This window comes from Gluconacetobacter dulcium (assembly GCF_014174165.1).
Lineage (GTDB): Bacteria > Pseudomonadota > Alphaproteobacteria > Acetobacterales > Acetobacteraceae > Gluconacetobacter > Gluconacetobacter dulcium.
The window spans coordinates 41,303-65,796 of the sequence record NZ_JABEQN010000021.1 but is presented as its reverse complement, the minus strand read 5'-3'; the positions used below and the strand labels follow the sequence as shown (position 1 = coordinate 65,796).

Below are 24,494 nucleotides of genomic sequence, written 5' to 3'. Positions count from 1 at the left end.
GTGCCGTTCGTCGTCCGTCTTTAACAATAGGTGCGATTTTTTCGCATTTGCACATGACGGCGGGCATTGCCCCTTACGCAAGGACGACGGTAAAAAACCATGCATCCCAAGATCGCGACGGCCGGTGTCGATCTGCTCTCCGTAAATGCCAGGGAACGCGCGATCCGAGCGCCCCTCGTGACACTTTCCCTGATGCGCATGCTCGGCCTGACAACGGCGCTCGCATCCGTCGCCATTGTCCCTGTCAAGGCGGCATCAGCCGATAGCCCTGCCTCCACGGCGAGTGTTGAGCGGAAATTCACATTGAATATTCCTGCTCAAAAACTGTCGTCGGCACTTGTCGCGTTGTCGAACGCGACGGGCACGCAACTCGCCTACGGCACACAGTTAAGCGATGGACTACGTTCTTCTGCGATTTCTGGTACCACGTCAGTGAGTGCGGCGCTGGCACAAATCCTGAGCGGAACGGGCCTGACTTACCGACTCAACGGCAATACCGTCGTGCTGACGAAAGTGTCCACCATCACGCTTGGTCCGGTCCGGGTCGGCGGATCTGCCGCGCATCAGGATCCTACAGGACCGGGTGTTGGATACGTTGCCGAAAACACGATGGCAGGAACAAAAACCGACACGCCGATAACGGAAATTCCGAACTCGATCTATGTTATCACAAAGCAATTGATGCTTGATCAGCAGGCCCAAACCGTCCAGGAGGCGTTGCGCTACATGCCCGGCATTTATGCCGAGCAGTTGGGAACTTATAGCCAAGGGGCGGCTTGGAGTAATAGTGGTGGTATTAAGCAGCGTGGCTTCTCAAGCGCTCAATTCGTCGATGGGCTGATGTCCCAGTCCTTTAGCGCGGGGGAAACTGCCTTTCTGGAACGGATTGAGGCCGTGAACGGTCCGGCCTCTGTCATGTACGGGCAGACCACTCCGGGTGGCATGCTCGCAATGGACCTGAAAAAGCCAACGGAAACGCCCCTTCATAATGTTTCACTCGGCTTCGGCAACTGGAATCGCTACGAAGCGACGTTCGATTACAGCGATAAGATCACGAAGTCTGGTAATCTGCGTTATCGCATTGCGGCCATCGGCGTGACCCAGGACACGCAAGCTGATCATATTGCTTATAAACGAGTCGGGGTTCTTCCTTCTGTTGCGTGGGATATAGATAAAAAAACGTCTCTTACCCTGCTTGGAAGCTATCTTTATACCCCAGGCATGGGAAGCAACTATCAGGAATTTCCTGTTGAAGGTACGCTTTTCTCCAGCCCTTATGGTCGGGTTCCCCGTAGTCGATTTATAGGAAATCCGGACTTCAATACTGACTCCGCTCGAGATGCGATGTTCGAATACCAGTTCCATCATCGCTTCAATCGGTTCGTCGAGTTCAATCAGACTTTCCGTTGGGAAGAATCTAAAAACCGTGAGCAATCTCTGCTTTCTATTGGCATGAAGACAAATCGTATTGCTAAACTTTATTCTTATGATTTTCAAAGAAAAAATGTAACCATTGGAATGGATGCGCGCTTTCACGGGAAATTTGATATCGGACCTATTAACAACACATGGGTTGTCGGATCTGATTTTCGTAAATATAAAAGTAATACATCAACTATTTACGACGATACGCCGGGGTACAATGGATATCCCGGTGATAATTCAGTTATCCTTGTGGATATTTTCTCACCCCATAATGAGTATTATCCGTGTCAGGACTTAAAAAATAAAAACTGCTATGTAGAAAAACATACTATTTAAACAATCAATTTCAAGAAGGAATATATTTCCAAGATCAAATCAAGTGGAAGGGATTGTCGATTCTGCTTGGTGGGCGCCAGGATTGGGTAGATTATACAGGAAGATATGTAAGTTATAATAATGAAAACAAAAATCACACAATTTCGTCAAGATCAGGGAATTACTCTACATATCCAGGCGCACAACAGAAGTTTACGTGGAGAGCGGGACTGATATACAATTTCGATTTCGGTCTTTCGCCATATTTCAGTTATTCGACGTCTTTTATTCCGCAGACCGGAACGGACTATCAAGGTAAAGCCTTCGCGCCATTGACGGGAAGCCAAAAAGAAGTCGGATTAAAATACAAGGTTCCTGGACGAGATATCCTGATCACGGGGGCTGCTTATGACATCGACGAGAATCATTATCTTGTCACGGACACCCAACACCCGAACTCTTCCGCCGACGCCGGGCGGGTGAATGCCAAAGGCTTTGAAGTATCCGCTAACGCTAATGTCACACGGGATATTCGCTTAATCGCATCTTATTCATATAGCGAAATGACTTATGCCAGCACAAATCTCACGAGCCTAACGCAGCTTCCAGACGGTAGTTATGGCCCATCGGCCTCGGAGAAAGGGAAGTACGTCCAAGGCGTGCCTCGGAACATGTTCAACATATTTGCTGATTACAGATTGCCCAACGGAATCCTTCCCGGCTTTTCAATCAATGGTGGTGTGCGCTTTATCGGATTTACGTACAACGACGCGGTTAACAGCTTCAAGGTCCCGGCCTATCATCTTTTCGATATCGGGATGCATTATGATTTCGGCCACATGTTTCCCACTCTCAGGGGGTTGCAGGCGCAACTCGCCGTTTCGAACCTGACCAACAAATATTATGTGACATCCTGTGCTGGCAATTCAGAATGCTTCATAGGGCAGGGCCGCCGCGCTTATGGTAATCTGTCTTACAACTGGTGAAATGTACGATGACTAATACGACGCTTCGCCGTTGGTTCGTCTTTCATAAATGGGTCAGCCTGATCTGCACGTTGTTCCTGCTTGTGGTGTGCGTGACCGGTCTGCCGATCCTGTTCGCCGAGGAGATTTTCGACAGGTTTGTCGATGAGGACGATCCGCCTTATGAGGTTTTGTCACCCGGCACGCCGAACGCCAATCTTGACGTCATCATGGCGAAGGCGCGGGCGATGTATCCGGGACAGATCGTCACGAATGTCGCCCCCGACGATGACGAACCGGCCGTGCTGGTGTCCATGGCGCCGTCGTGGCAAGCGCTCAAGGACGACAAAAATCATCCCGACCGCCGTTCTGGTCACTGGATCAAGTTCGACGCCCGGACGGCTAAGGTTGTGAAGCAATCGCGCCCAGCGGATATGCCCCGGTCGCGGAGGTGGGTTGATCTGCTTCTTTCCACCGCAATCGCGCTGCATATCAACCTTTTCGCAGGCTTGCCGGGTGCGCTGTTCGTGGGCCTCATGGGATTGCTCTTCGTGGCCTCTTTGATCTCCGGCATGGTGCTGTATGGCCGGTTCATGAAGCGCCTGCCGTTTGGCGCGGTCCGGCGGGGCCGTGCCGCGCGCCTGACATGGCTGGATCTGCATAATCTGCTGGGGGCCGCCACGCTGGTCTGGGCGACGGTGGTGGGTTTTACCGGGGTGGTCAACGAACTCCAGACGCCATTGTTCGGCCTGTGGCGGGTGACGGATGTGCGGCAGATTTTGCGCCCCTACGCCAAACTGCCCGTGCCGTCGCAGGATCATCTGTCGTCCGTGCAGGCCGCTTTTGACACGGCAGCCAAGGCGGCGCCCGGCAACGAGGTGACTGGTCTGTCCTTCCCTGGCGCGTCCTTCGGTAGTCCGGTGCATTACGTGCTGTGGACCCGTGGTGCGACCCCGCTGCGGGCAAGGATGTTCACGCCGGTGCTGGTCGATGCCCGCACCGGCGAACTGACCGGGGCCTATCCGATGCCGTGGTATCTGCGCTTCCTTGAGATTTCCCGCCCGCTGCATTTCGGCGATTACGGCGGGATGCCGCTCAAGATCCTTTGGGCGCTGCTCGATCTGGTCGTGATTGCTGTTCTCGTCAGCGGCGTGGTGCTGTGGGCGGGCAAGCGGAAGATCGGCACCGACGCTCGCCTGCGCGCGCTCGGCTTCGATCTCGATGCAGAGCGGGTTTCTGCTTCTTCTCCGTGTTCAGCTGCGGAGGGAAGGTGATGCAGGATTTTTCCCGGGGAGGGGGGCAATGGGCACCACCGCGCGCAAACGACGAAATGCGACGCCATAAAAATACAGCGCGTTTTTCAAAAAAAATTAATGCTCTGATAGAATTTCCCATGCCGAAGTCGTGGGGCAGGCCAGATGCAAGGAATGGGGGTTGCTCCCGGTGTTATCCATGGGGTGACCCATGCCAAACGCGTCGGGTAACACTGCCCAAGATGCGTAGGGCGGTCCTGCAACATTCATGAGGCCGATATCCTGACAGCGACCTTGTGGAGCATCGCCGGATATCGGACCCTACATTACAATGGAATACGAAAAATTCCTTTTTTGTTCTGATTTTATCGCTTTTTTCTGTTCCGTCTCATGGCGGAGCCCGACACGCCGTTACCCCGCGTTCCCGGCCCGTTCGGCCCTTTGACACGGGACCGGCTCTGCCAGTTTCTGGCGACTGCCATATCGCCCGCTGCTGGATGATCGTCTGGCGGCGGGGAACCGCGTGGGTGGGGCTGATCTGGGTGGGGTGGAGATTCCTTGCCCGCACGGATGGGATCAGCATCGGACCGATGGAACTGGCCGTCCGCAACATTACCTTTCAAATCCTGGGTCTGAACATCTCATGTTCCGGTAGCGGGCATGGCGGAAAACGATTCTCCGTCATCATCGGCGACATCATGGCACGGGTGGTGAGGGGAGGATGACCCGGTCGGGCGGTGGCCGGGGACGTGGAGAGAAATATTATACTTTGGTATATTTTCGGCATACTCATTTCTGTCTGAAGTCGGGCAATAACGGCTTGCGACGTGGCCGGGAATCAGGAAAATGACGCGGATTTCCTGACGATGCCCGTCTGGTTATTCTTTCATATCCTCCGTGCCCAGCCTGACGATTCCGCGCGGCACGCATGGCGGCGGTCCTGACCGCTGCCATGCCGCCGCGCTTTGCCTGTCTCTCGCGGCACCCCGACCCTCGCCATGGGGAGTGTTTCATCATGAACGGCTTCGAGACTTTTCTGCGGACCCTGTTCAGCCTGTTCCTGACACGGCGGCATACGCACCGCCATTTCCGGCGCCAGGCGATCCTCGAAAGCCTGAACAGGCTGGGTAGCGGAGACCGGCAGGCACCGTTGCGATACGAGTCCAGGACCATGCGCCAGGTCGCGACCGACGATGTTCCGGCGGCGATCGCGCGCCTGCATTCCTATGCGGACGGGCTGACCGGCACGGAGGCCGAAGCCCGCCGGGAACGCTTCGGCCCCAACGAGGTGGAGCACGAAAAGCCCCTGCCGGCCTGGCGGCATCTGTGGCACTGCTACGGCAACCCGTTCAATCTGCTGCTCACGGTGCTCGCCTTCATCTCCGTCCTGACGCAGGACCTGAAGGCGGCGGTGGTCATCGGGACGATGGTGGTGCTGAGCACGCTGCTGCGCTTCGTGCAGGAAGGGCGCTCCAACCGGGCCGCCGAACGGCTGAAGGCCATGGTGAGCAATACCGCGACCGTCATCCGGCGTCGGGCGCCCGACGCGGCGGCCGTGGCCATCGGCGCGCGGTATTTCGGCGTGCATCTGCACCCGGCCCCGCCGGCCGCATCGGTCGAACTGCCGATCAGCCAACTGGTGCCGGGCGATCATGTCATCCTGTCCGCCGGCGACATGATCCCGGCCGATTGCCGGGTGCTGACGGCCAGGGATCTGTTCGTCTCGCAGGGCGCGATGACGGGGGAATCGCTGCCGGTGGAGAAATTCGCCGAGATCGACCGGCCTTTTACCTCCGTCTTCGAGACGCCGAACCTCGTGTTCATGGGCACCAATGTCGTTTCCGGCTCGGCCACCGTGCTGGTGGTCGCGACCGGTGCGCGCACCTGTTTCGGCGCGCTGTCGGCCCGCGTCTCGGCGACAGACCGCACCCAGACGGCGTTCGAAGCCGGCGTGAACGGCGTCAGTTGGCTGCTGATCCGCTTCGCCCTCGTCATGGCGCCGGTGGTGCTGCTCATCAACGGGCTGACGAAGGGCGACTGGGTCGAGGCGTCGCTGTTCGCGCTGTCGGTCGCGGTCGGGCTGACGCCCGAAATGCTGCCGATGATCGTGACCTCCACCCTCGCCAGGGGCGCGGTGACGCTCTCGCGCAGGAAAGTGATCGTCAAGCGCCTGGACGCGATCCAGAATTTCGGCGCGATGGACGTGCTCTGCACCGACAAGACCGGCACGATCACACAGGATCGGATCGCGCTGGCGCGGCACACCGATGCGTTCGGTACGCCCTCCGATACCGTGCTGCGCTATGCGTGGCTCAACAGTTTCTACCAGACCGGGCTTAGGAACCTGCTGGACCGCGCGGTGCTGGAGCATGTCGCGCAGGGTCATGCCACGCCGGGTCATGCCACGCCGGGCGATGTCATGTCGGGTGACGTTCCGTCGGACGATGGTCCGTCAGGCGATGGTCCGTCAGGCGATGTTATGCTGGACGATGTTGCGTTGGTCCATGCGGCGCCCGACGCGCGGGACTGGCGCAAGGTTGACGAAATTCCCTTCGATTTCGTGCGTCGGCGCATGTCGGTCATCGTGGCGGAAGGCAGCAATCCTCCCGTGCTGATCTGCAAGGGCGCGGTCGCGGAAATGCTGGCCGCGTGCGCGTGGATCGCGGATGGCGAGAATGCGGCGCCGCAGCCGCTCGACGACGACATGCTGGAGCGGCTGCATGCGGTGACGCGGGACCTGAACCGGCAGGGGCTGCGCGTGGTCGCCGTTGCAATACGCGAGATGCCCGCCGCGCAGGCGGTCTATTCGGTGAAGGACGAGGCCGGTCTGACGCTCGTCGGCTATATCGCCTTCCTCGATCCGCCGAAGGAGACGACGGCGCCGGCCCTGCGCGCGCTGGCGGCGCACGGCGTGGAGGTCAAGGTCCTGACGGGTGACAGCGAGCTTGTCACCGCGCAGGTCTGTGCCCAGGTCGGGTTTGGGCATGCGCGCTTCCTGACCGGGCCGCAGATCGACAGCATGAGCGACAGCGTGCTGGCGCACGCGGTCGGCAAGCACCGGATTTTCGCCCGCCTTACCCCCCAGCACAAGGAACGCATCGTCCGAGCGCTGCGCGACGGCGGCCATGTCGTGGGCTTCATGGGCGACGGGATCAACGACGCGGCGGCCCTGCGCGCCGCGGATATCGGCATTTCGGTCGATACCGGCGTGGATATCGCCAAGGAAGCCGCCGACATCATCCTGCTGGAAAAAAGCCTGATGGTGCTGGAGGAAGGCGTGCTGGAAGGGCGCAGGACCTTCTGCAACATGCTCAAATATATCCGCATGACGGCGAGCTCGAATTTCGGCAACGTCTTTTCGGTCCTGGCCGGCAGTGCCTTCCTGCCGTTTCTGCCGATGCTGCCGCTGCAATTGCTGGTGCAGAACCTGCTCTACGACCTCTCGCAGACCGCCATTCCCTTCGACAGCGTGGACCGCGCGCTGGTTGCCCGGCCGCTGAAATGGAATCCACGGGATATCGGGCGGTTCATGATCTTCTTCGGCCCCGTCAGCTCGGTTTTCGATATCGCGACGTTCGTGCTGATGTGGCATGCCTTCGGCGCGAACAGCCTGGCCCGGCAATCGCTGTTCCAGTCCGGCTGGTTCGTGGAAGGGCTGCTGACGCAGACGCTGATCGTCCATATGATCCGCACGCCGAAACGGCCCTTCATCGACAGCCGCGCGGCGTGGCCGCTGATGCTGATGACCGTGCTGATCGCCGCCGCCGGCATCGCCCTGCCGGTCAGCCCGCTGGCCGGGTCTTTCGGGCTTCAGCCGCTGCCGCCGGCCTATTATCCCTGGCTGGTCGGCATGGTCCTGGGGTATGCGGTCCTGACCACCGCGATGAAGACACTCTATATCCGCCGGTTCGGCTGGTAAGTGACCGCATGGGCGGAGTCCGCTCGCCCTCTGGAGTCCCGATCTGTGACCCTTGCCCTTCATTTCAGCAGCCTGTCGTCGCTCGCGACCACGCTCGTCGAGCTTGCGGCGGCCTTCGTCCTCGGTGCCCTGATCGGCGTCGAACGCCAGTTGCGCCAGCGCACCGCCGGGTTGCGGACCAACACGCTGGTCTCCGTCGGCGCGGCGATCTTCGTGTCGCTGGGTGCGCGCCTGTTCGACATCGACCATGGATCGCAGACGCCCATCACCGTCGTCGCCTATGTCGTCTCGGGCATCGGCTTTCTCGGCGCGGGCGCGATCATGAAGGAAGGGGCCAGCGTTTCCGGCCTGAACACGGCGGCCACGCTGTGGGGGTCGGGCGCGGTCGGTGCCTGCGCGGGCGCGGGCCTGCTGGGCGAGGCGTCGATCGCCGCCTTCTTCGTGCTGGCCAGCAACACCCTGCTGCGGCCGCTGGTCAACCGGATCAACCGCCGCCCGTTCAGCGAGGCGAGCAGCGAGGCCCTGTATGTGGTGTATGTGATCTGCGACCGGACTTTGAGCGCGGACATCCGGGAGAATATTCTCGGCATCCTCGACGATACCGGCTACCCGGTCCGCCAGGTGGACGGGCATCCGCTGGGTCAGGACGAGATGGAGATCGAACTGACGCTCTTCCCCACCGCCGTCAATGTCGAGGAACTGGACGACGCGGTCGAGAAGGTGGAACGGTTGCCCGGTGTGCGGCAGGCATTCTGGAACGCCCGTGACGAGACGTGACGGGATGTGACGCGAAAGGGATGGAGCGGATGCGGGCACGGCTTCGCCTCGGGCTCCGGCTGGCCCTTCTGGCGGGGGTCATGGCCGCGCTGTTCGCCGTGGACACGGCCACGAATTACGAGGTCGCGGCCGCGGTCTTCTATGCCATGGTCGTTCTGAACGCCGCGCCGTTTCTGGGCCGCCGGGCGCTGATCCGGCTCTCGGCGTTCTGCGTCGCGCTGACCGTGTTGAGCTTCGCGCTGACGCCGAAAGGCAACATGCCCATCGGTCTGGCCAATATGGGCGTCAGCATCGCCGCGATCGTCATGACGGCGTGGCTGATCCTCAAGATGGACGCGGCGCGGCAGGCGGCGCAGGACGCCCACGCGAAGCTGGTGCGGATCGCGCGCATCAAAAGCCTGGAAGGGCTCACCACCTCCATCGCGCACGAGATCAACCAGCCGCTGGCCGCCATCGTTACCAGCGGCAATGCCTGCGGCCACTGGCTGGCGCATGACCCGCCGAATCTCGACCGGGCCAGGCAGGCGCTCGACCGGATCGTGCGGGACGCGGGCCGGGCCAGCGCCATCGTCGCCCGCGTCCGCAGCCTGACCAGGGGCGAGCCGCCCAGCAGGACCGTCTTCGCCTTCAACGATGCGGTGGGGGAGGTCGTCGGCGTGTCTCGCGGCGAGATCGAGCGTCATGGCATCGAGCTGGTGCTGGACCTTGCGCCCGACCTGCCGGCGGTGCGCGCCGATCGGGTTCAGGTCCAGCAGGTGATCGGCAATCTTCTGCTCAATGCCATCGAGGCCATCGCCGCCGGCCCGGCCCGCGCGCGCACGATCCATATGGTGTCGGAGGTCGCGGGCGGCATGGTCGGGCTGTCTATCCGCGATTCCGGCATCGGCATTCCGGCCGGTATCCGCGACCATCTCTTCGAGGCGTTCTGGACGACCAAGGAAGACGGCATGGGGATCGGGCTGAGCATCAGCCGCACGCTCGTCGAGGCCAATGGCGGGGAGATTTCGGCGGAACCGGTGGAGACGGGGGGCGCGACCTTCCGCTTCACCGTTCCGGCCGTGCAGCAGGAGAAAAGCTGATGACCGGCCCATGCGTCGTCTATGTGATCGACGATGACAGCTCCGTCCGCGCGGCGCTGGACGACCTGCTTGCATCGGTCGGGATCAGGGTTCTTACCTTCGATTCCACCACGGCGTTTCTGGCGCACGGGATGGAGGACGCGCCGGGCTGCCTGGTACTGGACGTGCGTATGCCGGGCCAGAGCGGCATCGACTTCCATCGGCGCATGGCCGGGCTCGGGATCGCGCTGCCGGTCGTCTTCATCACCGGGCACGGCGATATCACGATGGGCGTGGACGCCATCAAGCACGGGGCGATCGAGTTCCTGACGAAGCCGTTCAATGACCAGACCCTGCTGGATGCGATCCAGAACGGAATTGGAAAGGATCGCGACCGTCGCCGGGCCGTCGCCGAAAGCGAGATGGTGCGCGCGCGCTGGGCCTCGCTTTCGGCGGGAGAGCAGGAGGTCGCGCGACTGGTGGTGCAGGGCCTGTTGAACAAGCAGATCGCCTCCGTGCTCGATGTCAGCGAGATTACTGTAAAGGTCCGTCGCGCCCAGGCCATGCGCAAGATGGATGCACGGACCCTGCCCGATCTGGTCAGGCTTACGGGCAAACTCGACCTTGACGGCCTGTCATGAAAATTCAACAAAAGATAACGTATGGATGTATTATACTAAAGTATATTTTCTGAATATGAACGCAACATTGCCGGTCTGAAAAAGAATGTGGTTTCTGGCCCCATCTTGAACGGAGGCCGGATTGATGCATATGACGCGCCGCGCGGAACGCTTCCCGCGCGAGGGACAAAGACATGGCGTGCGGCCCAGTTCCGCTCATCGCGCTGTCGGCCTGATGGGGGCGACACTGCTTTCCGTGGGCCTGCTCCCGCCGGCGTCGGCGGAGACGCCAGGCCGGCCGGGCGGGCATCACGACCCCAAGGACCATGCGCGGCCGGCCGTGACGAGGCAGGTGGCGCCTGCCCGAAGAAGCGTGCCGGTGACGAAGAATGCCGATCCCGAAGCCATCGTCGTCCAGAGCGACCGGCACCGCGTGATTCATCCCAACGGTACGCTGCTGACCAGGAGCGACTGGGCGACGGCGCTCACCGGTGCGAACCCGCTTTCCCTTCTGGCAACGACGCCCGGCGTTTCCTATGTGTCGAGCGATGCCTATGGCCTCGACGAGTCCGATGCGAGCCTGTTCATGCGCGGGTTCCACATGAACGAACTCGGGATCATGTTCGAAGGCATTCCCCTCAACGATGTCAGTTTCACCACGTTGACCGGAAACAATGTCAACAATATCGGCGTGCCGGACCTGATCGGTTCGATTTATGTCTCGCCGGGCACATCGCGCGAGAGTGCTTTTTCCAGCACCAGCAGAGGCGGCGAACTGCGATATTCGCTTGAGAACCCGGCCGACAGGGCAAATGCGGATATCACCCAGTCGGTCGGCAGCAATCAGACGTACGTCACCACTGTGACGGGCAATACCGGCCAGATCGGCGCATACGGGCCGAAAATTCTTGCGGGCTTCCAGCGCATCTCCAAAGACAAATATGAGGGCGGTGGCACGCAATATATGATTCGAGGCAACGTGAAAGTCACGCAGGACGTGTCCTGGGGCGATTTCTCGGCGTTTCTCGCGGTGTCCGACGCGCAGGTCTGGGGTTATAACGACCTGTCGAACGACATGATCTCGAAGCTCGGCTGGCGGGGGTCCGACTACCTTTATCCGAACTATCCCCTTGCCTATTATCAGGCGGGCGCCGGCGCGGCGAACGCCTGCGGCCCCTATCTCTGTGGGGATCGGGCGGTGCTGATCCCGTATGATAGCGGTCAGGTTTCTCAGGACTGGCTGGGCTCGCTCCGCCACCATTTCAATATCACGCACGCCCTGAGCGGAAACATCCTGTTCTACGGCGCCAGCACCTATACCGATGCTTCCGTCTCGGACCCTACCACCCCTTCCGAAACCGGCGCGCCGTTTTCGGAGCAGGTCTGGCATTCGCAGGTCCGGCGCTTCGGGGGGACTGCCGAGCTGGCCTATCAGATTGCCGACCATGCGCTCTCCGCCGGGCTGTGGGAGGAATCCGCGTCGTCGCGGGCTGCGGGGTCATGGTACAATGAACCGTTGCTCGGGGAAGGAAAGCCCCTTCTTGCGGTTGGACCTTTCACATCATATGGACCGGCCTTCCAGGTCGAGAACATGTCGGCGTGGAAAACATCTTCACGTCAGATCTATCTGCATGATGACTGGCATCTTCGCCCGGAACTGACATTGGGCATGGGGTTCAAGGCGGTCGATTTTTCGACCACCGGGGGCGGCATCGGGAACGACGACGTGCCGGCACCGTATGGCACGCTGCGGTCCAGAAACGGGTTTCTACCGCATCTTTCCCTGTTGTACAGACCAACACGGCAAGACGATTTCTTCGTCGATGCCGCGCAGACCCAGGGCGCGTATAACGTGTTCCCGCGCGGGAATCTCGGATACGGCGCGTCCGCATGGACCGCGGCGGATCAATCCACGTTCGACGAAGCGACGCGCGATATCAAGCCGGAAAGAGACACGACGGTTACGATCGGCGGACATCATCGACGTGGTCGTCTGCGGATTTCCTATGACGCTTATTTCAGCCTGATCGAGAATCGGCTGATCGCGGCCTCGGTGGGCGATCTTCACGCCCCGATCAACACTGTCGCCTCGATCCCCGCGTCGCATATCTGGGGCGGAGACGCGGCTGTCGCCCTGCCGGTCGGACATTATCTCACCCTGAACCAGAGCCTGTCGGTCAGCCGCTTTTCCTACGGCGGAGACCTGAATGTCGGCGATACGGTCTTTCCCCTTCGCGGAAAAGCGCAACCCGGCTATCCGGCCATCTCGCTTCTCAGCAGCTTGCTGTTCCATTATCATCAGTTCCAGGCCGGAGCGACCGCCACGGTCTATCTCGACCAGCAGACCAATTACCAAAACGATCTCAGGGCCAGAAACTACTTCAACACGACGGCTTTCCTGTCCTACGAGTTGCCGAAGCATGGAAATATTCCGGGGCTGAAATTCCGCTTCGACGTTTACAATATATTAAACGAGAAAATGATCGGGAATATCGGAGTCGACGGGTTCCCGTTTTCAGGCGACAAGCAGACGATGCAGCGCGCGGCCCCCCGCCAGGCTCTTTTCTCCATAGGGACGAAATTCTAGAAGGTGGTTCTGTATTTTTACGCGTGATCGATCGGGTAATCCTGAATGACGCAGACTTGGGAACGATCGCGAGAGTAGGGGCGTCATCGGAATAGCCTGTCGGGCGGGGCCGCAGGCGCACGACATGCTTCGCCAGGCCGAAGGAGGCTGAACTTGAAAAATGGACCCGTCATTGCCCTGATCTCGGCCCTGCTGTTCGGTGCGGGCACGCCGCTGGCCAAGCTGCTGCTCGGTGACGGGGTCGATCCATGGCTGCTGGCCGGGCTGCTTTATCTCGGCTCCGGGATCGGCCTGGGTCTGTATCATATGATCGGGCGGGTCGCGGGGGCGGTTCCGCGCGAGGCACCGCTGGCGCGCGGCGACCTGTTCTGGCTGGCGCTGGTCGTACTGGCGGGCGGCGTGATCGGCCCGGTGCTGCTGATGATCGGGCTCGCGCAGAGTGCGGCCTCGACGGCGGCGCTGCTGCTCAATGTCGAGGGGCTGGCGACGATGGGGATCGCGTGGGTGGTGTTTCGCGAAGCCGTCGATCGGCGTCTTCTGCTGGGGGCTTTCGCGATCCTCGCGGGGGCGGTCGTCCTGTCGTGGCAGGGCGGGCCGGGCGATTTCGGCATGGGGGCGCTTGCCATCGTGGGCGCGTGTGTCGCCTGGGGCATCGACAACAACCTGACCCGCAAGCTTTCCGCCGCCGATCCGGTGCAGATCGCCATGGTCAAGGGGCTGGCGGCGGGTTCGGTCAATCTGGTGCTGGCCCTTGCCCATGGCGCGACGCTGCCGCCGCTGCCGGCGATCGCGGCGGCTGGCGCGATCGGGTTCCTCGGCTACGGCGTCAGTCTGGTGATGTTCGTTCTGGCGCTGCGCCATCTCGGCGCGGGGCGGGCGGGCGCCTATTTTTCCAGCGCGCCATTCATCGGCGCGGTTGTGGCGGTGCTGCTGCTCGGCGAACCCGTGACGGGGCACCTTGTGGTGGCGGCGCTGTTGATGGGGGTCGGCCTCTTTTTGCATCTCGCGGAACGGCACGATCATGAGCATACCCACGAGGCCATGGGGCATGCGCACCGCCATGTGCATGACATCCACCACCAGCACGAACACGGGCCGGACGATCCGTCCGGTGAGCCGCATACGCATTTCCATCGCCATGCGCCCATGACGCATCGCCACCCTCATTATCCCGATTTGCATCACCGGCACGGTCACGCCCGCTGACGGAGGCCCGGTTTGAAAAGTCAGTCTGCCGCGTGGGCGGGCCGCGTCGCGCCACGTCCTGTGCGCGGGTCGCTATAACGGCTCTGATAAAATTCATCCAATGGATCAGGCATCATTTCTGGATGGTGACGATGACACGGCCGTGAATCCTGCCGTCCCTCCGCACGCCCCTGTTCCAGCCGGTTCAGCGTGCTCTTGCCCAGCGGCGCACAGCCGATGCGACCCGCGTCCAGCTTGCCCGCCCGCGTCGTAGGCGTGCCCGGCGGCTCCGGCATGGATGGGGCGTCAGGGCGCGGCTGCGAGGGCGAGGGGGACGAGGCGCTTCTGTCCAGCGCCCCGGCGTGTCACGGCGCCGGCACCACCATGATTTCGATTTCAGGTTGGCTGCTGCCGCTGAGTTGGATGACGGAGCGTCCGGCCGGTAGCGGGAAATCGACCATCTTGCCGATTCCGCTACAGGCTGGCCCGTGCTCGTGGTGGGTGGACCCTATGGCGGCACCGTCGCGCACGACGTCCAGCCACGCGCGGGCGTTGAGCATGACCCGGTAGGTGCCTGCCTTGGGAACGTCGAAGGCCACCATGCCGCCAGAACTGACCGTGCCGCCCGGTTCGTCGGGGCGAAGGGCGTAGCTGACATCCGGCGTGGGGCGCAGGGCTACCAGCACTGCCTGGCCCGGTGGGAGGACGGCGTGATCGAGCGCGGAAACGGTGCCGGCGGCTTCGAAGTGGGTGGGGGAGGCCCATGCGCGCAGATCGTCGGGGAGCGCCGGCTTGCCTGGCGTGCAGTGGGCCTGCGGCGTGTCCGCTCGGGTGGGGGCGGCCGGGGTGAGCCCGATCAGCAGGGTGGCGAGAGCGGGGATGACGAATGGTTTCGCGGTTGCCATGGTGCCTTTCCGCAGTCCTGTATCACTTTGGATCTGTACGCGGACTTTATACGGGCTGCGCCGAAACCAGAAATGAAAGCCTGCCGGCTGCTTGGTCGCCCGCCCTGTCGTGTGGCGGCCCGCACGGATTCGGAAGGACTCTGGCGGAGATCTGCCCCGGAGAGGAGTCAAGCATGAATCGTTATGAAGCTGTGAATTGTTTCGGCGGATGGGTCCGTAAGAAAATGCCCAGGAATCATGGATATTTGGTCATGCCTCTCTTGACTGGCTGAGAAGGGCGGAAAACCAGCATTTTTTCGGTGCTGGTCCATGGCGGGTGTCGCGTGATTATCCACAGAATCCGGGGGTACCCTTCTGGATAACTCTGTGGATTGCTTCGCCGGAAACCGGCCTGAACGCGACGAATCCCGCCTTTCTTGGTTTGTTCCGGCTGGGCGGGGCGTGCTGTGTGCTCCGGGGGACGAAAAAAGGGGCCGTGCAGTGGTGGCTCCTGACTCGGCTCTCTGGTCGGCTGTGAATGATTTGCCCATGGGGGCAGTCATAAAACTGACATGGAATCAAGGGGCTTTTCAGGGAGCGGATGCAATCATGCTGGGAGTGGCGGAAAACAGCCATTTTTCAAGTTCGGGCGCGTTCCGGGGAGGCCAGGATTATCCACAGAATCCGGGGATACCCCTCTGGATAACTCTGTGGGTGGATGCCGCTGGGGCTTGAATCCGAGCGACCTTGCTCTGTTCTTCCCGGTTTGTTCCCGCGTCGGTGCAAAAAAAGCCGGACCCGAAGGCCCGGCCGAGGGGGTTTGCACAGCGGGTCGCTCTTATCCGATTGTCGGAAGCGATGATGATGAAATGATTATTACATCGTGATGAAGCCGGAGGCGTCGTCTGCGCGCGTTGTCTCGCCAGAGTGGCCCCTGGCCGTTACGGGCGGGCTCTCAGGCGGCGGCTTCGGTGGTGTGGGTGCTGCCCTGCCCGGCCTGGAGCGCGGTCCACCATGCGCGGTGCTCCAGATACCATTGAACCGTGCGGCGCAGGCCGGTTTCGAAATCGTGGCGGGGACGCCAGCCGAGCGCGGCCTCGGCGTGCGACGGGTCGATTGCGGAGCGGCAATCATGTGCCGGCTGGTCGGCGACGGAGCGGATCAGCCGTGCGTGGGGACCCGCCGGATCGGGGCGCAGTTCGTCCATGAGCGTGCAGATGGCGCGGGCGACCTGGAGGGTGGTGCGCGGTTGACGGGCACCGATGGCGTAGGTCTCGCCCGGTTGGCCACGCTCCATCGCCAGGACCAGGGCTTCGGCGTGGTCGTCGACGAACAGCCAGTCACGCAGGGTGCTCCCGTTGCCATAAACGGGCAGGGGGCGACCGGCGATGGCGTTGAGCGTCATCAGCGGGATCAGCTTTTCGGGGAAATGCCAGAAGCCGTAATTATGGGTGCTGGTGGTGACGAAAGTCGGCAGCCCGTATGTGTGCTGCCAGGCGCGTACCAGATGGTCCGAGGCAGCCTTGGATGCCGAATACGGACTGCGCGGAGCGTAGAGGGTGGCTTCGGTGAAAGGGGGCGCGCCGGGTCGCTGGGGGCCGAAGATCGCGTCGGTCGAGACGTGGTGGAAACGGAACAGCATGCGGTCGGCCATATCGAGGTCGTTCCAATAGTCCCGTGCCGCTTCCAGCAGGGTGAAGGTGCCCAGCACGTTGGTCGCCACGCAGGCGCCGGGAGCGTCGATCGTGGGGTCTGTCTGGTCTTCGGCGGCCAGATGCAGCACCGCTTCCGGCTGATGGGCGGCGAAAACTGCCCGCATCGCCGCGCCGTCGGTGATGTCGGCCTGAATGTGCCGGTAGCGCGGGTTCGATGCCGCATCGGCCGTCGAGGCCCGCGTGGCGGCATGGGTCATGGCGTCGATATTGACCACTGTGTGGCCGGTTGTCCCGATCACATGCCGCACCACCGCCGATCCGATGAAGCCGCATCCGCCGGTTATCATGATGCGCATGGGTTGACGCCTTTCCGGTGCTGATCCCCGTAAGGGCCTGCCCGTCAATGCGCGCGGTAAGCGACCTTATGGCTGCTCCCGCTTGTCTGCCCACATTTCCAGAAAGGCCCAGATCGGTTTGTGCGGGCGACAGGGTTAAGAAAGGCTTTAAATATCGCCGCTGGCGGCCGTTTCCGGTCTGGCTTTCAATCGTCGTGTTCGGTGGGAGGAAGGCTGTGTGGAAAGGCGGCGGGATTGAAAAAGCCCAGCAGGATGCCGCCTAGCGCCACGGCGATGGCCAATGGGGTGAGAACACCGAAGCCGGCATGGGTCAGCACCTGTCCGCCTGCCGCGGAACCCAGCAGGATGCCGACGTTGCTGGCGGAATTGATCGCGGCCCCGGCCACGTCGGGACGGGTGGCACGGGCGCGGATCGCCCCGGACATGACGAAGGGGATGATGGCCGAATAGCCGACGCACCATAGCCCCACGGCCCCCACCGCCGCCCAGCCGGACAGGATGTGTCCATACATCAGCCCCATGCCGATGAGCATGGCCAGGCCGCCGGCCAGCAGGCCCGCGCCGGGGTTGCGGTCGACGAACTGCCCGGCGCCCCACAGGCCGAGGATGCTGACGGCGCCCGTCAGTAGCAGGGCGAGGCTCAGGGTGCCCGTCGTCAGCCCGTGGTCGAGCAGCAGCGGCGTGACATAGGTGTAGAGCAGGTTGTGCGCGAAGAAGAATACCGCATCGACCGCCACCACGACCAGGAAGATCCGCATGACCCGGCGGGACGCCACGCCGGGCAGGCTGCTGCGGACATTGGGGGGAGACGAGACCGGTGGCAGGAAAAAGGCGATGCAGAGAGTGAGCATGACGGCGAGCGCGGTCATGACGAACATGGCGGCCCGCCAGCTTGCCAGATGCCCGATTGCCGCCGCGCCCGGCACGCCCAGGATGGCACCCAGCGAGGTGCCTCCATAGACGAAGGAAATGGCGCGTCCGGTCATGTTCTGGGGCACCAGGCGCGCCGCATAGGCGGAGGTGATCGACATCAGCAGCGCGTGCGCCAGCCCGCCGATCAGCCGGCCGGCGCACAGGAGCAGGAAGGTGGGGGCCATCGCCACGACCAGATTGGACAGCACATAGCCCGACAGCGAGAGGAGCATCAGCCGCTTGCGGTCGATATGCGCCGTCATGATCGTGAGCGGGACCGCGCCGAGGGCCACCATCAGGGCAAAGGCGCTGACGGCCAGCCCGGCATGGCCTTCCGGAATGTGGAACGTCCGCGCCATCTCGATCAGGATGCCGACGGGGGCGACCTCGCTGGTCAGTGCCGTGAAGGTACAGGCAAACAATGCCCAGAGACCGATGACGGCGCTGGTCGGCAGGGTTTTGAAAAGCATGAGGACCTGTCGCGAATATCGTACTTGCCGGACTGATGCCGATTCTTCGAAAACCCTTCTGGCATCCCCCGCCGCAGAACGGAATAGACAGTTTTCGGGAAGCGGGAACCTCGCCGGCGCCGGTGGGCTGGAGGCGGGCGACCCTCCCTTATCCGCCGCTGGACAGTTTCATCAGCACCAGGCCGCTCGTGATCAGGAGGGCGGCCAGGATGCGCGGAGGGCTGGCGGCATCGCCGAGAAACAGGATGCCGACCAGAAAGGCTCCGATAGCCCCGATGCCTGTCCAGACCGTATAGGCGGTCCCGAGCGGCAGATGTTTCATGGAGAGTGAAAGCAGGGCGAAGCTCGCGATCATCCCGACAATGGTTATCGCGGAGGGGATGGCGCGCGTGAACCCCTGGGATTCCTTCATCGCGAAGGCCCAGACGACTTCCAGCAAGCCAGCGATGGTCAGCATCAGCCACGACATGGCGGTCTCCATTCAGAGCCGCCGGGCCGTCCCGGACCTGAAAACCCTCAAGAGGGGCGAGGACGTGGCCTCATGATTGAGGTAGGGCATGATGGAAGCAGGATCAAGCTGTCGGCCCATGTGGCATGGCCGTTTTCAGCAGCCAGGCGCGGAAGGTCTGGAACGGGCCATAGCTGCCATGGTTGGCGGGGTAGGCCAGGTAATAGGCGCCTTCGCTGGGGAGTGTCCGGCCCGGCAGTTCGACCAGACGGCCGCTCTCCAGCAGGTCCGCTGCCAGAAAGCGCGGCAGCAGGGCAACGCCGGCTCCGGCAGCCGCAGCCTGCGCGATGAAGGTGAACTGGTCGCACAGCATGCCGTGGACCTTCAGTGCTTCCACGCCCTGGGCTGCGAACCATCGCTCCCACGCATCGGGGCGGGAGACCAGGTGCAGCAGCGGGGCATCCAGAAGGTCGGAAGGCGTGCGGAAGCCGTGGTGGGCCAGCAGGGTGGGACTGCATGTGGCGACGACCTGTTCGGACATCAGGAAATCCATTTCCGCACCCGTCCATTCGGCCGCGCCGAAATGGATGGCGGCATGGAGCGTGTCTCCCGAAAAATCGAAGGGCAGGGGGCGGGACATCAGATTGATCGTGATGTCGGGGTGGGCGCGCATGAAGTCCGGCAGGCGGGGGGCCAGCCATTGGGCGCCGAAGGTGGGCAGCACGCCCAGATTGATGGCACCGCCGGTCGGGTTGGCGCGAAAGCCCAGCGTGGCGGTGGCGATATGGCGCAGGGCCTCGCGGACTTCGCGGGCATAGGCCTCGCCTGCCAGTGTGAGGCGCACCGTCTGCCGGTCGCGCACGAACAGGTCGGCGCCGAGTTGCTGCTCGAGTGCGCGGATATGGCGGCTGATCGCGCTCTGCGTCAGGTGGAGTTCCCGCGCCGCGGCGGTGAAGCTTTCCAGGCGGGCGGCGGCCTCGAAGGAATGCAGCAGCAGGGTGGGGGGCAGGAAACGTCGCGCGGTCGCCATGTCAGCCCGTGGGAGTGAAGGGGGAGCCGCCGCGGGATGGGCGGGTCATTCCAGATTCGCATGATGTCAGTTTCCTTTATCGTTTGAAAGGCGGGGCGGCGTCGCGAATGATGTGGAATCAGAATAATAGGTGGGCCGCGCCAGTGGTGCCCGACAGGGTGGGGAACGTGTGGTGGAAAAGATCGGAATGATCGGCGCGGATGAGATCCGGACCCGTTTCGCGCGGGCGATGTCGGACATGTATCGCCAGGAAGTGCCGCAATACGGCGCACTGACGGAACTGGTCGCGCGGGTGAATGCGCGGGTTCTGCAGGATGACCCGGCTTTGAAGGCCCGGCTGGAGGCGACCGGATCGCTGGCGCGGCTGGATGTGGAACGGCATGGCGCGATCCGGCTGGGTACGGCGACGGAACTGGCCACCATGCGTCGGCTGTTCGCCGTGATGGGCATGGTGCCGGTGGGGTATTACGATCTCTCGGTTGCCGGGATTCCGGTGCATTCCACCGCGTTTCGGCCGGTCGATGAATTGGCGTTGGGCCGTAATCCGTTCCGCGTCTTTACGTCGCTGCTGCGGCTGGACCTGATTGCGGATGTCGAACTGCGGGCGGAGGCCGAGCGCATTCTGGCGGCGCGGCGGATTTTCACGCCCGGCGTGCTGGCGCTGATCGGGCAGTGGGAGGAGGAGGGTGGCCTTGCGGACGCGCAGGCGGACCTGTTTGTTCGCGAGGCGTTGGAAACTTTTCGGTGGCATCGCGAGGCGACGGTCAGTGCCGCGACCTATCGCCGCCTGCACGATGCGCATCGGCTGATCGCGGATGTGGTGTGCTTCAAGGGGCCGCATATCAACCATCTGACGCCCCGCACGCTGGATATCGATGCGGCGCAGGCTGAAATGCCGTCCTATGGCATGCGGGCCAAGGATGTGATCGAGGGACCGCCGCGCCGGGCGTGCCCGATCCTGCTGCGGCAGACCAGTTTCGCGGCGTTGGAGGAACCGATCTTGTTCCTCGGTGAGGGCTATGCGGGTGAGGATGGATGCCATACCGCCCGTTTTGGCGAGATCGAGCAGCGCGGTGTGGCCCTGACCCCGAAAGGGCGGGCGCTGTACGATCGCCTGTTGCGCGCCGCGCGGGACGACGGGCCGAAGGATGTGCCGTATGGGGTGCGGCTGGAACGGGCCTTCATGCAGTTTCCCGATACCGAGGACGCGTTGCGCGGCCAGGAACTGGCCTATTTCCGGTACGATCTGGCGGGCGCCGCCACCCTGCCGCCCGGCTTTTCGGCCGACGCGCCGATCGAAGACATGGTGCGTGCGGGCGTGGTCGTGGCGACCCCGATAACCTACGAGGATTTTCTGCCGGTGAGTGCCGCGGGGATTTTCCGCTCCAATCTGGGTGGCGAGAGTGGCGCGGATTATGCGGTTAGCGCCGATCGCGCGGGGTTCGAGACTGCTCTGGGAGCGGAAGTTCTGGATGAATGCGCGCTGTATGCGGGCCTTCAGGACCGATCCATTGCCGATATTCGGGATGCTCTGCGGAGCACGGCGGTTGCGTGAATGACGGTCGTTGAGGGCATCGGGTAGAGGAAGAGCACGGCGATGAGAAACGATTTGCGTAGTCATGGATTGTGGGAACTGTCTGCGCCGCCCGCGCCTGCCACCGTGGCGCTGGCCGGGGACGTGGAGGCCGATGTCGCCATTGTCGGTGCGGGTTATACCGGCCTTTCGGCGGCGCTGCATCTGGCTTCGGCCGGGGTTTCGGTGGTGGTGCTGGAGGCGGAGGAGGTCGGGTTCGGCGGGTCCGGGCGGAATGTCGGGCTGGTCAATGCCGGGCTGTGGGTCATGCCCGAGGATGTGATCGAGGGGTTGGGGCCGGTGCATGGTCCGCGAATTCTTCGGTTGCTGGGGGATGCGCCGTCCGTGGTGTTCGATCTCGTTGCGCGCCATGGCATCGCCTGTGAGGCCGAGCATGTCGGCACGCTGCATTGTGGGGTCGGGCGTGCGGGGCTCGCTAGCCTGAAGGAGCGGGAGCGCCAGTGGCGGCGCCTGGGCGCGCCGGTGCGGCTGCTGGACCCTGGTGAGACGCGGGAGATGGTCGGCAGCGGTGTGTATGAAGGGGCGCTGCTGGATGCACGGGCCGGCACGATCCAGCCGCTGGCTTATGCGCGCGGTCTGGCGGGGGCGGCGTTGGTGGCGGGGGCGCGGGTTCATACTGCCAGCCCGGTTGTCTCTGCCCGGCAGGAGGGTGGTTGGTGGCGGTTGCGAACCGAGGCGGGCAGTGTGCGGGCGCCGAAGGTGATCGTGGCGACCAATGCCTATACGCATGCCGATATCGGTGGATTGTGGCCCGAGATCAGGGAGGAGCTGATTCATCTGCCTTATTTCAACATTGCCACCGTACCGCTGGATGCGGCGCAATTGCGTTCCGTACTGCCGAAGAAGCAGGGGGCTTGGGATACGAAGGAGGTGCTGACGTCCTTCCGGCTTGATCGGGCAGGGCGTCTGGTGATCGGTAGCGTGGGGGCGTTGCGGGGGACGGGGTTGGCTGTGCATCGGCAATGGGCTTCGCGCGCGCTGGCGCGGATCTATCCGCAGCTTGCGGGCGTCGGGTTCGAGAGTGAATGGTTCGGCAGCATCGGCATGACGGTCGATGATCTGCCGCGCCTGCATCTGTTGGCGGAGAATGTCGTATCCATCAGCGGTTATAACGGACGGGGCATTGCGCCGGGCACGGTGTTCGGCCGCGTGCTGGCGGATTTCGCGCGGGGCGTGGTATCTGAGGCGGAATTGCCGTTGCCGGTGACCAGGGCGGTTCCGGCTCGTGCCCGGCGGGCGCGGGAGGCGATGTATGAATATGGCTCGGCCGCCGTGCATCTTGTGACGGCGCGACTGTAGGGGAAGAAAAAACTTTTATCGGTTTGGGAACATCGCGTGTGCCCTGCACAAGATTCCAGAACGAATCAAAAGTTTTTTGGTTCTTTTTTTCAAAAAAGAACAGAGACCAGACGCATGAAGAGAGAAAGCGAAGAGACGATGACAAACCTGATAGCTTCCGAGGTGCACGACCTGCTGGTGGGTCTGGGCGTGCCGGCCGCGCGGTTCACGGGCGGGACGCTGGCCGTGCGCTCGCCGGTGACCGGCGAGGAGATTGCGCGGGTGGTCGAGACGACAGCGGATGACGCGCGCCGTACCATCGGCGCGGCTGCGGAGGCTTTCAAGACCTGGCGCCGGGTGCCTGCGCCGCGTCGTGGCGAACTGGTGCGTCTGCTGGGTGAGGAATTGCGGGCCAGCAAGGTGGCGCTGGGCCGGCTCGTGACGCTGGAAGTGGGCAAGGTCGTGTCCGAGGGGCTCGGCGAGGTCCAGGAAATGATCGATATCTGCGATTTTGCGGTTGGGCTGTCGCGGCAGCTTTATGGCCTGACGATCCAGTCGGAGCGGCCGGATCACCGACTGACGGAGCAGTGGCATCCGGCGGGGGTGGTCGGGGTGATTTCGGCGTTCAATTTTCCTGTGGCGGTGTGGTCGTGGAACGCGGCGCTGGCGTTTGTCTGCGGCGACCCGGTGGTGTGGAAGCCGTCGGAGAAGACGCCGCTGACCGCGTTGGCGGTGCAGGCGCTGTTCGAGCGTGCGGTGGCGCGGTTTGGTGATGACGCGCCGGCCGATCTTGGCACGCTGCTGATCGGCGGCCGGGAGATCGGTGAATTGCTGGTGGCGGATGCGCGGGTGCCGGTGGTTTCGGCGACGGGGTCGACCCGTATGGGGCGCGTTGTCGGCGAGCGGGTGGCGCGGCGCTTCGGCAAGTCGATCCTGGAACTGGGTGGGAACAATGCCTCGATCGTTACGCCGTCGGCCGATCTGGAACTGACGCTGCGCGCCGTGGCGTTTGGTGCGATGGGGACGGCGGGGCAGCGCTGCACCACGTTGCGCCGGCTGATCGTGCATGAAAGCGTCTATGACGCGCTGGTGCCGCGTCTGGCGCAGGTTTATCAGCGCATTTCCGTTGGGAGCCCGATTGAGAGTGACGCGCTGGTGGGGCCGTTGATCGACAGGGCCGCGTTTGAGGCGATGCAGGCCAGCCTGCGTGATGCGGCGGCACATGGTGGCATCGTGCATGGTGGCGAGCGGGTCGATGTGAACGGGGGCGGGTCGTTCTATGCGCGCCCCGCGCTGGTGGAAATGCCGGGGCAGGTTGGGCCGGTGCGTGAGGAAACCTTTGCGCCGATTCTGTATGTTCTGAAATATCGTGACCTGGAGGACGCCATCGCGTTGCAGAACGACGTGCCGCAGGGGCTGTCTTCCTCCATCTTCGGCAATGACCTGCGGGAGATCGAGCAGTTCCTTTCTGGCGCGGGGTCGGATTGCGGGATTGCGAACGTCAATATGGGGCCGTCCGGTGCGGAAATCGGTGGCGCCTTTGGTGGTGAGAAGGAGACCGGTGGTGGCCGGGAATCCGGATCGGATGCCTGGCGGGCCTATATGCGGCGGCAGACGAATGCGATCAATTATGGCCGCACGCTGCCTCTGGCGCAGGGTGTTACGTTCGATATTGGTTGATGGGGTGGGGCGGGGTGAAAGCCCCGACCACTTGTGTGGGGTGACAGCAGGGACGGCAGTTATGCGGGGAAAGCAGTATGTCG

General features: G+C 62.7%; 18 protein-coding genes. 13 read left to right on the top strand and 5 right to left on the bottom strand.

What is annotated here, in order from left to right; all coding sequences use genetic code 11:
• Positions 1 to 99 precede the first annotated feature (99 nt).
• The 10 genes from HLH25_RS20360 (at position 100) to HLH25_RS15485 (ending at position 14,125) form a co-directional block, all read left to right on the top strand.
• On the top strand, positions 100 to 1,761 hold the full coding sequence (locus HLH25_RS20360; RefSeq protein ID WP_246402554.1) for a TonB-dependent siderophore receptor: 1,662 nt from the start codon (positions 100 to 102) through the stop codon (positions 1,759 to 1,761).
• Between the two features lie 53 nt (positions 1,762 to 1,814).
• Positions 1,815 to 2,726 carry a TonB-dependent siderophore receptor gene (locus HLH25_RS20355; RefSeq protein ID WP_246402550.1) on the top strand — a complete coding sequence of 304 codons (912 nt, stop codon included), beginning with the start codon at positions 1,815 to 1,817 and terminating at the stop codon, positions 2,724 to 2,726.
• Between the two features lie 8 nt (positions 2,727 to 2,734).
• Positions 2,735 to 3,979 (top strand): PepSY-associated TM helix domain-containing protein, encoded by a 1,245-nt coding sequence (locus HLH25_RS15520; RefSeq protein WP_182974949.1) that lies wholly within the window; start codon positions 2,735 to 2,737, stop codon positions 3,977 to 3,979.
• Between the two features lie 506 nt (positions 3,980 to 4,485).
• Positions 4,486 to 4,683, top strand: a complete 198-nt coding sequence (locus HLH25_RS15515; protein ID WP_182974934.1) for a hypothetical protein — start codon at positions 4,486 to 4,488, stop codon at positions 4,681 to 4,683.
• A gap of 290 nt (positions 4,684 to 4,973) precedes the next feature.
• On the top strand, positions 4,974 to 7,877 hold the full coding sequence (gene mgtA, locus HLH25_RS15510; protein ID WP_182974933.1) for a magnesium-translocating P-type ATPase: 2,904 nt from the start codon (positions 4,974 to 4,976) through the stop codon (positions 7,875 to 7,877).
• A 45-nt stretch (positions 7,878 to 7,922) separates the two neighbouring features.
• Positions 7,923 to 8,654: an MgtC/SapB family protein gene (locus HLH25_RS15505; protein WP_182974932.1), complete on the top strand. Its 732-nt coding sequence runs from the start codon at positions 7,923 to 7,925 to the stop codon at positions 8,652 to 8,654.
• 29 nt (positions 8,655 to 8,683) lie between these two features.
• On the top strand, positions 8,684 to 9,733 hold the full coding sequence (locus HLH25_RS15500; RefSeq protein ID WP_182974931.1) for a sensor histidine kinase: 1,050 nt from the start codon (positions 8,684 to 8,686) through the stop codon (positions 9,731 to 9,733).
• Positions 9,733 to 10,353, top strand: a complete 621-nt coding sequence (locus tag HLH25_RS15495) for a response regulator transcription factor (RefSeq protein WP_182974930.1) — start codon at positions 9,733 to 9,735, stop codon at positions 10,351 to 10,353. Before HLH25_RS15500 ends, HLH25_RS15495 begins: the two co-directional genes overlap by 1 nt.
• A gap of 130 nt (positions 10,354 to 10,483) precedes the next feature.
• Positions 10,484 to 12,919, top strand: a complete 2,436-nt coding sequence (locus HLH25_RS15490) for a TonB-dependent receptor (protein WP_220791845.1) — start codon at positions 10,484 to 10,486, stop codon at positions 12,917 to 12,919.
• 153 nt (positions 12,920 to 13,072) lie between these two features.
• Entirely contained in the window at positions 13,073 to 14,125 is a 1,053-nt protein-coding gene (locus HLH25_RS15485) for a DMT family transporter (protein ID WP_375288986.1), read from the top strand.
• A 344-nt stretch (positions 14,126 to 14,469) separates the two neighbouring features.
• Here the strand turns inward: HLH25_RS15485 and HLH25_RS15480 are convergent, their stop codons facing one another.
• The 5 genes from HLH25_RS15480 to HLH25_RS15460 form a co-directional block, all read right to left on the bottom strand.
• On the bottom strand, positions 14,470 to 15,009 hold the full coding sequence (locus tag HLH25_RS15480; protein WP_182974928.1) for a hypothetical protein: 540 nt from the start codon (positions 15,007 to 15,009) through the stop codon (positions 14,470 to 14,472).
• A 934-nt stretch (positions 15,010 to 15,943) separates the two neighbouring features.
• Positions 15,944 to 16,999, bottom strand: a complete 1,056-nt coding sequence (gene rfbB, locus HLH25_RS15475) for a dTDP-glucose 4,6-dehydratase (RefSeq protein ID WP_182974927.1) — start codon at positions 16,997 to 16,999, stop codon at positions 15,944 to 15,946.
• A 185-nt stretch (positions 17,000 to 17,184) separates the two neighbouring features.
• Positions 17,185 to 18,381: an MFS transporter gene (locus HLH25_RS15470; RefSeq protein WP_182974926.1), complete on the bottom strand. Its 1,197-nt coding sequence runs from the start codon at positions 18,379 to 18,381 to the stop codon at positions 17,185 to 17,187.
• A 148-nt stretch (positions 18,382 to 18,529) separates the two neighbouring features.
• Positions 18,530 to 18,850, bottom strand: a complete 321-nt coding sequence (locus tag HLH25_RS15465) for a DMT family transporter (protein ID WP_182974925.1) — start codon at positions 18,848 to 18,850, stop codon at positions 18,530 to 18,532.
• A 103-nt stretch (positions 18,851 to 18,953) separates the two neighbouring features.
• Positions 18,954 to 19,859 carry a LysR substrate-binding domain-containing protein gene (locus HLH25_RS15460; RefSeq protein ID WP_182974924.1) on the bottom strand — a complete coding sequence of 302 codons (906 nt, stop codon included), beginning with the start codon at positions 19,857 to 19,859 and terminating at the stop codon, positions 18,954 to 18,956.
• A gap of 172 nt (positions 19,860 to 20,031) precedes the next feature.
• Between HLH25_RS15460 and hglS the strand changes: the two genes are divergently transcribed.
• The 3 genes from hglS to amaB all read left to right on the top strand — a co-directional run bounded on the left by hglS (position 20,032) and on the right by amaB (position 24,411).
• Positions 20,032 to 21,414 carry a 2-oxoadipate dioxygenase/decarboxylase HglS gene (gene hglS / locus HLH25_RS15455; protein WP_310889124.1) on the top strand — a complete coding sequence of 461 codons (1,383 nt, stop codon included), beginning with the start codon at positions 20,032 to 20,034 and terminating at the stop codon, positions 21,412 to 21,414.
• A gap of 42 nt (positions 21,415 to 21,456) precedes the next feature.
• Complete coding sequence (locus HLH25_RS15450; protein WP_182974923.1) at positions 21,457 to 22,752, top strand: NAD(P)/FAD-dependent oxidoreductase; 1,296 nt, start codon at positions 21,457 to 21,459, stop codon at positions 22,750 to 22,752.
• 138 nt (positions 22,753 to 22,890) lie between these two features.
• Entirely contained in the window at positions 22,891 to 24,411 is a 1,521-nt protein-coding gene (amaB, locus tag HLH25_RS15445) for an L-piperidine-6-carboxylate dehydrogenase (RefSeq protein ID WP_182974922.1), read from the top strand.
• Positions 24,412 to 24,494: the final 83 nt, after the last annotated feature.